This is a genomic window from Streptomyces sp. AC555_RSS877 (genome assembly GCF_019049245.1).
GTDB lineage: Bacteria > Actinomycetota > Actinomycetes > Streptomycetales > Streptomycetaceae > Streptomyces.
Genome location: NZ_JAGMUK010000054.1, coordinates 229,354 through 243,079, shown reverse-complemented (window position 1 = coordinate 243,079; position 13,726 = coordinate 229,354). Strand labels below are relative to the sequence as shown.

Annotated in this window: 12 protein-coding genes; 3 read left to right on the top strand and 9 right to left on the bottom strand. The window is 71.9% G+C overall.

Annotated elements, in window-relative coordinates; translation table 11 throughout:
* Positions 1-5: 5 nt before the first annotated feature.
* The 8 genes from dnaK to KUM49_RS24655 all read right to left on the bottom strand — a co-directional run bounded on the left by dnaK (position 6) and on the right by KUM49_RS24655 (position 10,412).
* Entirely contained in the window at positions 6-1,886 is a 1,881-nt protein-coding gene (gene dnaK, locus KUM49_RS24690; protein ID WP_217239112.1) for a molecular chaperone DnaK, read from the bottom strand.
* A 92-nt stretch (positions 1,887-1,978) separates the two neighbouring features.
* On the bottom strand, positions 1,979-2,737 hold the full coding sequence (locus KUM49_RS24685) for a glycerophosphodiester phosphodiesterase family protein (RefSeq protein WP_217239111.1): 759 nt from the start codon (positions 2,735-2,737) through the stop codon (positions 1,979-1,981).
* A 33-nt stretch (positions 2,738-2,770) separates the two neighbouring features.
* Positions 2,771-4,183 carry a hypothetical protein gene (locus KUM49_RS24680; protein WP_217239110.1) on the bottom strand — a complete coding sequence of 471 codons (1,413 nt, stop codon included), beginning with the start codon at positions 4,181-4,183 and terminating at the stop codon, positions 2,771-2,773.
* A 115-nt stretch (positions 4,184-4,298) separates the two neighbouring features.
* Entirely contained in the window at positions 4,299-4,727 is a 429-nt protein-coding gene (locus tag KUM49_RS24675; RefSeq protein ID WP_217239109.1) for an OsmC family protein, read from the bottom strand.
* Positions 4,728-4,788: 61 nt separating this feature from the next.
* On the bottom strand, positions 4,789-6,588 hold the full coding sequence (locus tag KUM49_RS24670; protein WP_217239108.1) for a hypothetical protein: 1,800 nt from the start codon (positions 6,586-6,588) through the stop codon (positions 4,789-4,791).
* Positions 6,585-7,646 carry an ATP-binding protein gene (locus tag KUM49_RS24665; RefSeq protein ID WP_217239107.1) on the bottom strand — a complete coding sequence of 354 codons (1,062 nt, stop codon included), beginning with the start codon at positions 7,644-7,646 and terminating at the stop codon, positions 6,585-6,587. The genes KUM49_RS24670 and KUM49_RS24665 overlap by 4 nt, the downstream gene beginning before the upstream one ends.
* Positions 7,647-7,780: 134 nt before the next feature.
* Positions 7,781-9,883, bottom strand: a complete 2,103-nt coding sequence (locus KUM49_RS24660; RefSeq protein ID WP_308406719.1) for a phage holin family protein — start codon at positions 9,881-9,883, stop codon at positions 7,781-7,783.
* Between the two features lie 97 nt (positions 9,884-9,980).
* Positions 9,981-10,412 carry a hypothetical protein gene (locus KUM49_RS24655; protein ID WP_217239106.1) on the bottom strand — a complete coding sequence of 144 codons (432 nt, stop codon included), beginning with the start codon at positions 10,410-10,412 and terminating at the stop codon, positions 9,981-9,983.
* A gap of 83 nt (positions 10,413-10,495) precedes the next feature.
* Here KUM49_RS24655 and KUM49_RS24650 point away from each other — a divergent pair, with 83 nt between their 5' ends.
* The gene (locus KUM49_RS24650) at positions 10,496-11,269 is read left to right on the top strand and encodes an MBL fold metallo-hydrolase (RefSeq protein ID WP_217239105.1); all 774 of its coding nucleotides are present in this window, start codon (positions 10,496-10,498) and stop codon (positions 11,267-11,269) included.
* Positions 11,266-11,895, top strand: coding sequence for a DedA family protein (locus KUM49_RS24645; RefSeq protein ID WP_217239104.1), 630 nt, complete (start codon positions 11,266-11,268; stop codon positions 11,893-11,895). Before KUM49_RS24650 ends, KUM49_RS24645 begins: the two co-directional genes overlap by 4 nt.
* Positions 11,896-11,936: 41 nt before the next feature.
* Here KUM49_RS24645 and KUM49_RS24640 read toward each other — a convergent pair whose 3' ends face one another.
* On the bottom strand, positions 11,937-12,770 hold the full coding sequence (locus KUM49_RS24640) for a GNAT family N-acetyltransferase (protein WP_217239103.1): 834 nt from the start codon (positions 12,768-12,770) through the stop codon (positions 11,937-11,939).
* Between the two features lie 277 nt (positions 12,771-13,047).
* Between KUM49_RS24640 and KUM49_RS24635 the strand changes: the two genes are divergently transcribed.
* Positions 13,048-13,680 carry a DedA family protein gene (locus KUM49_RS24635; protein ID WP_217239102.1) on the top strand — a complete coding sequence of 211 codons (633 nt, stop codon included), beginning with the start codon at positions 13,048-13,050 and terminating at the stop codon, positions 13,678-13,680.
* Positions 13,681-13,726 lie beyond the last annotated feature (46 nt).

The window sequence follows — 13,726 nt, the reverse complement described above, 5'->3', positions numbered from 1 at the left end:
CCCGTCTAGTCCTTGCCGTCCCTCCCGGCGCGATCCCGCTCGTCGTCGACGATCTCCGCGTCCACCACGCCCTCCTCGTCCTGCGGTGAGGTGTGCCGGCCGGTGTCGGTGTCCTCGGTGGGGGTCTGCTGGGCGGCGGCCTGCGCGTACATCGCCTGGCCCATCTTCTGGCTGACGGAGGCGAGTTTCTCGACGGCTGTGCGCAGGTCGTTCGTCTCGGCGTTCCGTTCCAGGAGCTGTTTGAGCTCGGCGACGGCGGACTCGACCTCGGACCTGGTGTCCGCGGGGACCTTGTCGCCGTTCTCGCGGACGAACTTCTCCGTCTGGTAGACGAGTTGTTCGGCCTGGTTGCGGGTCTCGGCGGCCTCGCGGCGTTTGCGGTCCTCCTCGGCGTACTGTTCGGCGTCCCGCATCATGCGGTCGATGTCGTCCTTGGGGAGGGCCGAGCCGCCGGTGACCGTCATCTTCTGTTCGCGGCCCGTGGCGAGGTCCTTCGCCGACACGTGCATGATGCCGTTCGCGTCGATGTCGAAGGCCACCTCGATCTGTGGCACGCCCCGGGGCGCGGGCGGCAGGCCCGTGAGGTCGAAGACGCCCAGCTTCTTGTTGTAGGCGGCGATCTCGCGTTCGCCCTGGTAGACCTGGATGCCGACCGAGGGCTGGTTGTCGGTGGCGGTGGTGAAGATCTCCGAACGCCGCGTCGGAATGGTCGTGTTGCGTTCGATGAGCTTGGTCATGATGCCGCCCTTGGTCTCGATGCCGAGGGACAGCGGGGTGACGTCGAGCAGGAGGACGTCCTTGACGTCGCCGCGCAGGACGCCCGCCTGGAGGGCCGCGCCGACGGCGACGACCTCGTCGGGGTTGACGCCCTTGTGCGGGTCCTTGCCGGTGAGTTCCTTGACCAGGTCGGTGACGGCGGGCATACGGGTGGAGCCGCCGACGAGGATGACGTGGTCGATCGCGGCGAGCTTGATGCCGGCGTCCTTGACGGCCTGGTGGAAGGGATTCTTGCAGCGGTCGAGGAGGTCGGCGGTCAGCTCCTGGAACTGGGCGCGGGTCAGTTTCTCGTCGAGGTGCAGAGGGCCCTCGGCGGAGGCGGTGACGTAGGGGAGGTTGATCGTGGTCTCGGAGGAGCTGGACAGTTCGATCTTGGCTTTCTCGGCACCCTCGCGCAGTCGCTGCAGGGCCATCTTGTCGTTGCCGAGGTCGACGCCGTACTGGCCCTTGAACTTCTTCACCAGGTACTCGACGACCCGCTGGTCCCAGTCGTCGCCGCCGAGGTGGGTGTCGCCGTTCGTCGCCTTGACCTCGATGACGCCCTCGCCGATCTCCAGCAGCGACACGTCGAAGGTGCCGCCGCCGAGGTCGAAGACCAGGACGGTCTGCTCCTCGCCCCGGTCCAGGCCGTAGGCGAGAGCGGCGGCCGTGGGCTCGTTGATGATCCGCAGCACCTTCAGGCCCGCGATCTCACCGGCCTCCTTGGTGGCCTGTCGCTGGGTGTCGTCGAAGTAGGCGGGGACGGTGATCACCGCGTCGGTGACGTCCTCGCCGAGGTAGGACTCGGCGTCCCGCTTCAGCTTCTGCAGCACCCGCGCGGACAGTTCCTGTGCCCGGTAGCGGGTGCCGTCGATGGCGCCCTGATCGGGGAAGCGCCAGTTCGGGTCACCCATGTGGCGCTTCATGGAGCGCGCGGTGCGCTCGACGTTCGTCACGGCCTGCCGTTTGGCCACCTCGCCGACGAGCACCTCGCCGTTCTTGGCGAAAGCCACGACCGACGGTGTGGTCCTGGCCCCCTCCGCGTTCGCGACGACGGTGGGGTCGCCGCCCTCCAGTACAGCCACCACCGAGTTCGTGGTCCCGAGATCGATTCCGACCGCACGTCCCATCGCTGTCCCCTTCCGCCAGGAGCCTCCCGCACTCCAGCAGAAAACTTGAGTGCGTTCTTGTCAAGGGCGGGTCCGGTCGAGTGGAGGGCTCCTCAGACGGACGGGTACCCCAGTCGGCGCTCGTCCTGTCTTCCGCCCCTCAGGGCGACCGCCCGCCGGGGCCGGTCGGTGACCAGGACGTCCACGCGCGAGTCCGCGAGGAACGCGCGCATCGAGGCGTCCTCGTTGACCGTCCAGACCATGGTGTGAAGGCCGTGCCGGGCCGCCTGGCGCAGGACGTTCGCGCGTGCCAGACCCTGGTGCACGGCGACCCCGGTCGCACCGCAGGCGCGGACCCGCCGCATGGGCAGCAGCTCGCTCAGCCGGGTCCCGGGCAGCCGGACCGGGTCGATGTCCCTGCGGTCGCGGCCCAGGGACAGGGCGGTGCGTACGGCGGGGAACGCCCGCCTGATGGCGGCGACGGAGGCGTCTTCCAGGGTCGTGGCGACGAAGCCGTCCATGCCGAGCAGGGCGATGGCCCGGTCGATCAGTTCGCGCTCGTGGCCCACTTCCTTCAGGTCCAGGTGCCCCACGAGTTTCCCGGCGATCAGGGCCATGACGTCGTCGACGGCCGGCACGGCGTAACCGGCGCGCTCGCTCAGCTCGACATGCGTGATCCGGGACAGCAGCGGGCCGGTGTGCGCGACCCGGGGGTCGTGGTAGACGACGAAGACGTTGTCGGCGGTACGCCGGATGTCGAACTCGACGTACTCCGCGCCGGACGCGATGGCGTCCTCGTAGGCCGCCCAGGTGGCGGCGGCGGCGCGTTCGGATCCTCCCCGGTGGGCCGATACGGCGGGTCGTCGCGGCATGGTCAGGTCACCTTCGGCAGGCGCATGGTCGAGTCAGCTCCCGGAGGCGGACCGGGGCGGGGGCACCGGTGCGGGCGGCCCGCCGTGGGGCGGTGACAGGAGGGTGCCGGAGCGTCGGCTGACCCGCCTGAGCAGGACGTAGCCGATCAGGACGAGGACCACGAAGGGAAGCCAGGCCAGCGCGTACGCCGTGCCGTACTCGCGCAGGTCGAGGATGGAGCGGCCGGCGTCGACGTTCGTGCCGTTGATCCCGAAGAACGTGAGCAGCAGGGTCGGCGGCAGCGCGATGAGGGTGGCCGCGGCGACGAGGCCGGAGACGGTGCGGTCACGGCGGTCGTCGCGTTCGGCGAGTTCGGCGTCCAGGGCGGCGGAGCGGGCGCTGATCACGGAGGTGAGGCGCTCGACCATGCGGGCCGAGTTGTCGAGGCTGTCGCGGATGCCGAGGGCGTCGCGCAGCGAGGACTGGAAGCTCTCCATGAGCATTTCGGGGATCAGCAGGCTGTCGACGTAGGCCTCGACGCCGAAGGCCAGGTCCAGTTGCAGTTCGTTGACGCCGGCGGAGAGGCGGGAGATGAGGGACCGGACCTCGTACGGCGAGTCCGTCAGGGCCCGTTCGTTGGCCCGCATCGTCTCGAAGGCGGCGATGCGGGTGCGTTGGAGGACGGCGAGCGCGGAGATCACGCCGAGCGCGACCAGGGTCAGGCCGTTCTCCACGTGCGGGGCCCAGCCGGCCTGGACGGAGACGCCGCGGCCGTGGGAGGAGAGGGTGACGCCGATGTGGCGCAGGTTGGGCGGCATGGTGGCGTCGGGGTCGGGGGTGTGGGTCGCCGGCATCCGGCCGCGGTAGACGATCTCGTTGAGCAGGGCCAGCCGGCGGGCTGAGCCCTCGTCGTTCCCGTCGTCGCTGCCGCCGTCGGCGAGCAGGTCGTGCAGTAACCGTCCGCCGGGGAAGACGAGTTGGTGCACGTTCTGGCCGTGGGCGAGCGGTGTCGGCGGAGCGAGCCGCTCGTTCAGCACGTCCAGCAGCGGTCTGCCGCCCAGGCGGATGCGTTCACGGTGGAAGCAGGTGTCCGCGAGCCAGGCGGCGAGCGCGGCGGGCTCGGTGTCGGCGGCGAAGCCGCAGTCCAGGAGGAGGGTCACGTCGCCGCGCGGGGTGGCGACGACCGTGATCTCGGCGGTGGCGAGGGGCAGGCCGTGGCTGCCGTGCGGCAGGTGGAGGTCGTCCGGTGCGGCGGGGACGGTCAGGACCGGTACGGGGAGCACCTTCTCGCTGGACCTCAGGTGCGGTTCGAAGCGGCCGAAGTCGTAGCGGTCGACGAGGGCGCCGCCCGGCGGGGAGTCGCCCGGGCGCATCCGGCCGGCCAGGCTGAACAGCAGTACGGCGCGGGTGAGTTCACGTGTGACGGAGTCGAGTGCCGTCGACCCGCTGGATGTTCCCGGCCCCATCACGTCCCTTTCGACGCCGTCATCTTGATACCCCCGCCCCGGGTCACGAACCGACCGTCGCGCGGGCCGCCCCGGGTGGGGCCGCCCGCGCGACGGTCGTGGTGTGCCGGTCCGGTCAGGCGAGCTTCGCGGACAGGGTGATCGGTACGGCCTTCAGGGCCTGGCTGACGGGGCAGTTCACCTTGGCGTCCTCGGCGGCGGCGACGAAGCCGTCCTCGTCCAGGCCCGGCACGGTGCCCTCGACGGTGAGGTGGATGCCGGTGATGCCCTCTCCCGGCTGGAAGGTGACGTCGGCGGAGGTGACGAGCTTGGTGGGCGGGGTGCCCGCCCCGGCCAGGGCGTGCGAGAACGCCATGGAGAAGCAGCTGGAGTGGGCGGCCGCGATCAGCTCCTCGGGGCTGGTCTTGCCGTTCGCCTCCTGCGTGCGGGCAGCCCACGTCACCGGCTGCTGGTCGATGGCGCCCGAGGAGTCGAAGGTGACGACTCCGTTGCCCTCGAGCAGGTTGCCTTCCCAGACGGTGTGTGCGGAGCGCGTGGTAGCCACGGTCATTCCTTTCCTATGGTCCCGGAACCGGGTTGCGGACTCCATACGATCACACTCCGGCTCAGCTCACGCGGAAGACCGGTCCACGGGCGCTGAACGGGAGCCGCGCCCCCCGCGGGATCAGGTAGGCGTGCTCGCGGCGCACCCGCAGGACGTCGCACCAGCCGTCGGTGATCACCAGGACCGGTGCGGCGGGCGGGAAGTCGTCAGCGCGGTGCAGCAGGTCGATGCCGGGTTGCAGCACGGTGCCGCCGCGGCCGTGCACCCGTACCCGGCCCGCGATGTCCGTGACGGGCAGATAGCCGGCGTCGTGCGGGGCGGCGTCGCAGAACACGACCCGGGCGGCGGGTACGTCGCGGGCCTCGGCGTACGAGGCGATCGCGCCCAGCGCCTTGCCGAGCAGGGTCCGGTCCATGGAGCCGGACGTGTCGAGGACGACGCCGAACGTGCAGCGGGCGATCTCCTCGGGCGGGAAGTAGCGTCCGGCGCGCGGGATGTCGGGGGTGGCCGCCTGGCGGCGGGAGGGGCGCGCGAACGACCGTACGGGCTCCGGTCGGGGTACGAACTCGTCGAACCAGCGGGCGAGTCGGGCGTCCCAGGGCAGCGGGGGGTGGCTGAGCGCGCGGATCTCCTCGACCAGGCCGCCGGGCAGGAAACCGCGGTCCTGCCCTTGGTGCAGGTCGAGGCCGTGGGCGAGGCCGCGCCGGTAGAACTCGTCGAGGTCGACCGGGGCGCCGGGCGGGCGGATCGGGCCGCCCAGGATGTCGCCGCGGCCCTTGCCGCGCAGCGTGGACAGGCGGCGCGTCCGCCGCAGGTCGACGGCGATGCGGTCGTAGGCCTCCTCCGCGGACAGGCCGGTCAGTTCCGGGTCGTGCAGCAGGCCCGCCGGCATGGTGCCGACCTGCATCTCGGTCAGCCAGCCGTTGATGACGTAGTCGCAGGCGACGTTGAAGAGGTAAGGGTCGCGGGTGCCGCAGCGGTCGCCGTGCCGCAGCGCCGCGTGCAGCATTTCGTGGGCGAGGACGAACCGCCATTCCTCGTCGTCGAGTTCGCGCAGGGGGTTGAGGTAGATCTCACCCGCCTCGGCGTTCACCGCGGCGACGGAGATGCCGTGGGCGCGGGCGAGTTCGGCGTCGGCGACGAGTCGGATGCCGGCCGCGATGCCGCCCAGCAGCGGATAGGAGGACACGAACCAGCTCAGGGCCCGTTCCCAGGGGCGCAGCCGGGTGGGGCTGCCCGTCATGGCGTCGCGGCGGCCGCCCGCCAGGTCGAGTGCGGTGGACATGGTGCGGGTCAGGGCGGTCGCGAACGCGGCCTGCCAGTTCGGCACGTGGGGGTCCCACTTGTTCCAGGGCAGGAGGAGCTGGTCGGACTCTCCGCCCGCCGTACCGCAGTGCTCGTACGCGCCCGGGATGCCCGTTCGCCGCCAGCCGGCGGCCAGTTGTTCCTCGTCACCGCCGGGGTAGGACGGCGGCAGATGGTCCGGCGCCCGGCCGACGGGAGAGGTCAGCAGGAAGCGGTTGACGACCGTGCAGCGGGCGGCGAGGTCGTGGCGGTCGGGCTGGACGCGCTCGCCGTGAGCGGCGGGGACGTGGCCGAAGCCGAGGTGGATCAGGGCGTGGGCGATGGCCCAGGCCCAGTCCTCGGGTTCCGCGAGGCGGGTGGGGTGCAGATGCACGCGGCCGTTGGAGGTGACCCGGGCGAGGCCGTCCCGGGGGGCCAGTTCGCAGTCCTTGTCGCGGCACGTCGTGGCGTCGATCGCGGCCAGCGCCGGGTTCGCCCGCACCAGGCGCAGGCCCTCCTCGCACGCCTCGGCGGCGGGGTCCTTCTTGGGCCGGTCCCGCTTGCCGCCTCGGCTCATCGGCGTGCCTCCACCAGCCGGGGCATGTCACGGGCCGCCTCGATGAGGAACCAGGCGGGCAGCAGGGGGTTGCCGTCGGGGTCGGAGGCGATGACGCTCTGGGCGACCTCCACGGAGATCTCCGCGAGCTGCACGAGCAGTGACTTGGCGCGGTAGGCGGTCTGCCGCCCGTTCGCCGACATGTGCTCCTTGCCGGCCGGGAGTTCCTTGATCAGGCGGCCGCGGAAGGACTCGGCGAGGTAGTAGAGCAGGTCGCGGTCCTCGATGCGGTTCGGCCAGCGGGCGTCGCCCTTGAGGATCGCCTCGATGCCGAACCGGCTGCGCACGATCTTGACGTAGCCGCAGAACGCGGTCGCGTGCGCGGGGGTCAGCGTGCCGTGGGCCAGCACCTTCAGGGTGTCCTCGTCGAGGCCCTGGCCGAAGGAGTGCAGGGCGTCGGAGAGCATGTGCCAGGAGCGGGGCGTGGAGAAGGGCTCCTCGGTCTTCGGCGGCTTGGACCACAGGTGGTCGGGCCGGTCGGTGAGGTGGTCGACGATCCAGGGGTGGATGCCGTTGCCCGCGGCCCAGGCCAGCCAGTCCCTCCCGGACGCCTCCAGGTGGACGTGGGTGAGGCGGTTGACGAGGGCGGAGGCGATCGGGCGGGCGAGGGCGTTGTCGGTGGCGCGGTTTCCGGCGCCGATGACGATGGAGCCCTGGGGGAGTTCGTAGGAGCCGATACGGCGGTCCAGGATCAGCGAGTAGAACGCCTTCTGCACGTCCGGGGTGGCCGCGTTCAGCTCGTCCAGGAACAGGCAGTACGGCTCGTCGCGGGCGATGGTCTCGGGCGGGCAGAACACCGAGCGGCCGTCGCGGATCTGGGGGACGCCGATGAGGTCCTCGGGCGCGAGCTGGGTGCCGAGCAGGCTCACGCACTCCAGGCCCAGTGAGTCGGCGAAGTCCCTTACCAGGGAAGACTTTCCGATGCCGGGGGCGCCCCAGACGAAGACCGGCCGCACGGTGGCCAGGCCGAGCAGCAGCTCGGGGAGGCGGGAGGGCGTGACGGTGACGGCTGCCTGCAAGGAGCGGCTCCTGGGGATGTTCGAGAAGGGCGCGCGGGTGTGCGGCGTCCGGTACGAACAGTGTGGGTGCGGTGGTCGGCGGGCGCAGCCCATTTTCCGGGGCCGCCGTGCAAAGGAGCGGCGGGAGTGGCAGGTCAGGCGGCGCGTCGGTCCTCACGCGCCGCCAGCGGTACCTGCGGGCCGTCCGTCTCGCGCAGCCAGCGGCGCAGCACACGGTGGATGTGTTCGGCTCCGGCGAGGTGCGTGCCGTCCTCGGCGGGTGCGGACAGGGCGAGCGGCGACAGCAGGAAGGCCTTGGCCTGGGCGCCGCCGAGGCCGCCGTGCGAGCCGATCTGTTCCTCGAAGGCGAGGACTTCGCCGTCGGCCGGGTCGTACCAGGAGTTGACCATGATGTCGGCGGTGTGCGGGAAGGAGTGGGTGCGGCGGACGGCGTCGGCGGCGCCGGGCCCGAAGTCGGCGAGCGGGCCGGGGTGGTCGTCGAGTTCGTCCAGGGGGATCTCGGTGCCGAACGGGCCGAGGACGACGCCGCCGTGTTCCTCGCTGCGCACCAGCAGGAAGCCGATGCCGGGGTGGTTGGCGAGGGTCGTCAGCAGGGCGGGGTGGCGGGCGTCGATCTCCTCCTTGCTCATCCGGTGCGGTACGTCCGGGAAGGAGACCAGGCCGAGGTTGCCGGAGGCCAGCACGATGGGCTCCGAGCGGGGGCCGGAGGGGCGGTACTGTTCGCCGCCCTCCTCGACGGGCCGGTGCAGTGCGGTCCGTACGGCCGCGCGGGCCTCGGCGCCGCTGTGGGTGCGCCGGGCCCTGCGGGGCACGGGCAGCCCGCAGCCGGCCCGGACCAGGTCGCCGAGGGTGAGGCCGTAGCGGGTGCGGAAGGTTTCGCCGGGGCTCTGGCCGTGGTCGGACAGGACGACGATGCGGTACGGGCGCGGGGCGTGCTCGGTGACGTTCTCGATCAGGGCGAGGGAGCGGTCGAGGCGTTCGAGGACCTTGAGGGCGTCGCGGCTCGTCGGCCCGGAGTGGTGGGCCACTTCGTCGTACGCGACGAGGTCGGCGTAGACGGCGGTGCGGCCGGCGAGCATGTCGCCGGTCACCGCGGCGACGACGACGTCGCGTTCGACGACGGTCGCGAAGGCGCGGATGAAGGGGTAGAGGCCGCCGCGTCCCACGCGTGGGCGGACCTTGCGGGTGCGGGCCCGGGTGGACTGGCCGATCTCGCGGCCGACCTCGGCGACGAAGGACATGGCGGTGCGCACGGCGTTGGCCGGGTCGGAGAAGTAGGCGAAGTAGCCCGCCCGGGAGCGGTTCTCGCGGCTGCGGCGGCGGGTCGCGATGGACAGCACGAGGGCCTGTTCGTCGGCGCCGCCGGAGAAGAGGTTGCCGCGGCTGGCGCCGTCGGCGCCGAGCAGTCCGCCGTCGCCGGTGGCCTCGACGGCGCGGCGCTGGAGTTCGGCGGCGCTGGTGGGGCGGTTGCAGACCATGACCTCGCCGCGGTCCTTCTCGTACCAGCGGAAGGCGGGCACGTCGTGGTTGCTGCCGTGCAGGATGCCGAGCTGGCTGGCGCCGGTCTGGCTGGACCAGTCGGTGCGCCACGGGGTGAGCCGGTGGGTGGGCCGGCGCCGGCCGCCGCCGGGGCCGGCGCTGTCGTCGGCGGAGAGCCAGCGGGCGACGGTGGGCATCAGGCCCTGGCGGACGGCGTCGAGCAGGATGTCGTGGCCGACGCCGTCGAGCTGTATGAAGACGGTGCCGGGGCTGGCGGGGCAGGCCGGGGCGCCGCCTCTGCGGCGGCGGTCGGCGAGGCGGTACAGGCGGCGCCGGTAGGCGTCGTCGTCGCGCACGGCGAGCGTGGCGCCGGTGGCGGAGGCGACGGCGGACATCACGGCGGCGACGACGACCGCGGTCTCCGGGGCGGCGTCCCCCTGCTCGGCCGGGTTCAGGCGCAGGGCGAGCAGCAGCAGCGCGCCGTTGAGGAAGAAGACCAGCAGCCCGAGCACGAGCGCGGGCACGAGCAGCATCAGGCGTACCAGCAGGGGCCAGAACAAGGCCGACAGCACGCCGAAGGCGCCCGCCCCGAAGGCGGCGGTGACGGCGATCCGGGTGGCGCTGTCGCCGTCGGGGGACTGGAGCCGGAAGTCCGGCAGGATGCCTGCCAGGACGAGCATCGTGAGGGTGGAGACGGCCCACACGGCGACGCTCCGCCCGACCTGACTGGCGACCCGCCGCCAACGCCCTCCACGCACGCCCAGCACACCTCACGTCCGGCCCGGCCCGTCATCGGTGCGGGCCCGGGGCAAGCCTGTCATACGGGTCCGTCCGGGCAGGCCGCTGTCGGCGGGCCTAGCGCCCGTCGTACCCGGCGGTCGGCATGGACAGTCTCCGGTGCACCCGGGCCTTCATCTGGGCGTCGTACGACGGTTCCGCGCGCCCGACCGTCTCGACCCGTACCCCGCGGCGTGCGCACTCGGCGGTGAACTCGTCGACCGATGACAGGGCGCTTCGCAGGACGCGCAGGCTCGGGGCGACGAAGACGTCGCGGCCGGGCCGGACGCCCTCCCACAGGACGCCGTGGTCGGGCCGGAGCCCGCACACCAGGAGTTCCCGGGTGACGACGTAGCCGCGCTCGACGGCCCAGCGGGCGCACATCGCGTGCTGGCTGCGGGAGTCCACCAGGAAGGGGTCGTCGTCGAGCGCCTCCAGGGGCGTCAGGCTGGCGATCGCCGTGACACGCAACGGCGGGCGCGTGCCCGAGGCACCGCGAACCTCTCCCATGGAGCCCCCCTCACCTCCGGGTTTCGCCGCCGACCCTACTCCTGCCCGTAGGCTTCGGGGAGTCGCGCGAAGGAGGCAAAGAGGTGCCGGTGGAGATCACCTGGTGGGGTCACGCCACCTGCACGGTCACCGATTCGGACGTACGTGTGCTCACCGACCCCCTGTTCGCCCGCCGACTGGCTCATCTGCGGCGCCGTCGCGGGGCGTTGCCGCCGCCCGGTGCCTGGCGCGCGGACGTCGCGCTGGTGTCCCATCTGCACGCCGACCATCTGCACGTGCCCTCGCTGGCGCGGTTGGCACCGGGCACGCGCCTGCTCGTGCCCCGGGGCGCACCACGGTCGGTGCCGGGGTTGCGCCGGCTCGCGCATCTGAGGGTGAGCGAGGTGGCGCCCGGGGACGAGACGAGGATCGGTGACCTGCTGGTCCGGGTCGTGCCGGCCCGGCACGACGGCAGACGGCTGCCGCTCGGGCCGCACCACTCCCCCGCCCTCGGCTTCGTCGTGGAGGGCGAGGGCCGTACGTACTTCGCCGGGGACACCGGCCTGTTCGACGAGATGGCGAAGGAGGTCGGCCCGGTCGACGTGGCGTTGCTGCCGGTGGGCGGCTGGGGCCCGTACCTCGGCGAGGGACACCTGGACGCGGGGCGGGCCGCGGAGGCGCTGACCCGGCTGGCACCGCGCAGTGCGGTGCCCGTGCACTACGGCACGTACTGGCCGATCGGGTTGGACGCGGTGCGCCCGCACGAGTTCCACACGCCGGGCGACGAGTTCGTGCGCCTCGCGGCCGAGCAGGCGCCGGGGGTGTCGGTGCACCGGCTCGGGCACGGGGAGAGCGTGCGGCTGGAGGTCGCCCGGTGACATGGCTGGCGGCCGTCTCGACCGGGGTGACACCGGAGTCCACCCAGCATGCGATCGGGTATCCGACGCTGTTCGTGCTGGTGCTGCTCGGGGCGCTGGTGCCGGTCGTGCCGACGGGGGCGCTGGTGAGTTCGGCGGCCGTGGTGGCCTTTCACCAGACGGCGCCGTTCGCGCTGGCGCTGGTGTTCGTGACGGCCTCGGCGGCCGCGTTCCTCGGTGACATGACCCTGTACTGGCTGGGGCGGCGCGGCATGGGGTCGAAGAACGGCTCGCGCTGGCTGGAGGCGATCCGCTCGCGTGCGCCCGAGGACCGGCTCACGCAGGCCCAGGGGAAACTGGCCGGTCATGGCGTGGCGGTCCTGGTGCTGTCCCGGCTGGTGCCGGCCGGCCGGATACCGGTCATGCTGGCCTGTCTGATGGCCGAGTGGCCGATGCGCCGCTTCGCCCGCGGCAACCTGCCGGCCTGCCTGGCCTGGTCGGTGACGTACCAGTTGATCGGGATCCTGGGGGGATCGCTGTTCAGCGAGCCCTGGCAGGGCGTGGTCGCGGCGGTCGCGCTGACCGTGGTGATCAGCGTGGCGCCGAGTGTGTGGAAGCGGGTCCGCCGGCCCGCCGAGCAAAGCTGACACGGCTCGCCCGGCCGGGTACCGGCCGCGACATCAACGGGCTACGCCCGCCACAGCCAGGTGGCCCGCTCGTACAACGGCTCGAAGCCGACGCGCACCATGTTGCGCAGTGACGGGTTGTGTTCACCGGGACCTTCCACGCCGGTCTCGGCGACGAACCATCGACAGCCCTCGGCGGTGGCCGCCCGGACGCGAGCGGTGAGCAGCGCCGACTGGGCGCCACGGCCGCGTGCTTCCGGGAGTGTCGCCCCGCCGAACATGTCGGCGCACTCCCCGTTCAGGAAGACGCTCCCGACGGCGACGGTCCGCTCGCCCGCCCAGACCGCGTACTGCCGCCAGTCGGCCCTGCCCACGCATGACGCGGCCATCTCGATCATGTCCGGGGTGGTGAACCCGAAGGTGGTCATCATGACTGTGGCCCACTCCCGGGCCTGGTGGGCTTCGACGACGCCGACGCGCCAACCCGGATCCAGTGCGGCACGGTCGGTGGCGGCGGGCAGGGCTTCGATGTCACAGCCCAGCTCGGTGCAGCGGCTGCTCTCGGCAAGGCCCGGTTTCGCGGCGGTGGCAGCCCAGTCCGGCGGCAGCAACGGCGGTGCGATCATGAGCGAGCCCTGCGACACCCGCTGCTCCCGGTAGAAGTCGCAGACCCGGACCAGTTCGTCGACGGTGATCGGACTCTCGGCGCCGAACCCACCCGCCCGGTTGAAGAAGTGGCTCGGGTCCTCGCGGATGGCCAGTGCCCGCGTCGAGCCGACGTGCAGCGAGCCCAGGCCCAAGGCCTCCCGCACGGACGCCGACGCGCTGGTCGCGAAGTCGGTGTAAGCCATGATCCCGGTCAGCTCGGCAAGGCCGGGCGGCACGGTGGTCGTCATGCGTAGGCACCGAGCCAGATGACGCGCCGCGGGCCGGCGGCGACGACGGCCCGGGCGCCGGTCGAGAGAATCCCGCAGCAGCCTGGCAGCCGAGGCCGACCTGGAAAGGGCCCTCACCGTCTACGAGCACGCCCGCAGCGCCCGCTTCGACACGGTCCGCGAGCACTCCGCTGCCGTCGAACATGCCGGCGACGCAGTCGAATTCGCGCAACGCTACGCCGCGTTCAGTCACTGGATGCTCACCACGGCACCCAATCTGGCAGGAGGCGAGCAGTAGATGCCCGACTGGATAGCCCTCACGGAGTCCTTCATAGCGTCGCCCGCACTCTACGCCGTGCTCATCGCGGTGTCCTTACTCGACTCTTTCCTGCCGTTGATCCCGAGCGAACCCGTCGTGATCCTCGCAGGAATCGCCGGCGCAACCGGGCAGACGAATATCATGCTGGTCATCGCCGCTACGACGGCCGGCGCCTTTCTCGGCGACCTCGTCCCCTACTCCATCGGCCGGTTGATGGGGGAACGCGTAGTGAAGCGCCTGCCAGTCGGCACCAAGCGCCGGAAGGCGTATGACTGGTTCGAGCGCGAACTGGAACTACGCGGCGGTTTCGTACTCGTCTCCACGCGATTCATTCCGGTCGGACGCCATCTCGTGACGGGCACGGCGGGAGTGGTGAGATATCCGATGCGGCGGTTCGTGCCGTACGTGGCGATCTCCACCTTCACCTGGAGTGCCCATACCGCACTGTCGGGATACCTCGGTGGTGTCTTCTTCCAGGAGAACACGCTCCTCGCCGTCGCCGTCGGCGTTGGCCTCGCGTTCGCGGTAACCGGTGCGGTGGAGCTCTCACGATATGTTCGACGCCGCAAGAATGCGGTCAAGCCGGATGACATCGTTGCCGGACTTCATTGAGGCACGGCCTCCCTGCCGAAAGTTCCCCGGAGAGTGGGACGTCCCG

Bases quoted from the DNA above. Each gene is read 5' to 3' on its own strand.
- dnaK (WP_217239112.1), bottom strand. From the start codon at position 1,886: ATGGGACGTGCGGTCGGAATCGATCTCGGGACCACGAACTCGGTGGTG.
- KUM49_RS24685 (WP_217239111.1), bottom strand. From the start codon at position 2,737: ATGCCGCGACGACCCGCCGTATCGGCCCACCGGGGAGGATCCGAACGC.
- KUM49_RS24680 (WP_217239110.1), bottom strand. From the start codon at position 4,183: ATGGGGCCGGGAACATCCAGCGGGTCGACGGCACTCGACTCCGTCACA.
- KUM49_RS24670 (WP_217239108.1), bottom strand. From the start codon at position 6,588: ATGAGCCGAGGCGGCAAGCGGGACCGGCCCAAGAAGGACCCCGCCGCC.
- KUM49_RS24655 (WP_217239106.1), bottom strand. From the start codon at position 10,412: ATGGGAGAGGTTCGCGGTGCCTCGGGCACGCGCCCGCCGTTGCGTGTC.
- KUM49_RS24640 (WP_217239103.1), bottom strand. From the start codon at position 12,770: ATGACGACCACCGTGCCGCCCGGCCTTGCCGAGCTGACCGGGATCATG.
- KUM49_RS24635 (WP_217239102.1), top strand. From the start codon at position 13,048: ATGCCCGACTGGATAGCCCTCACGGAGTCCTTCATAGCGTCGCCCGCA.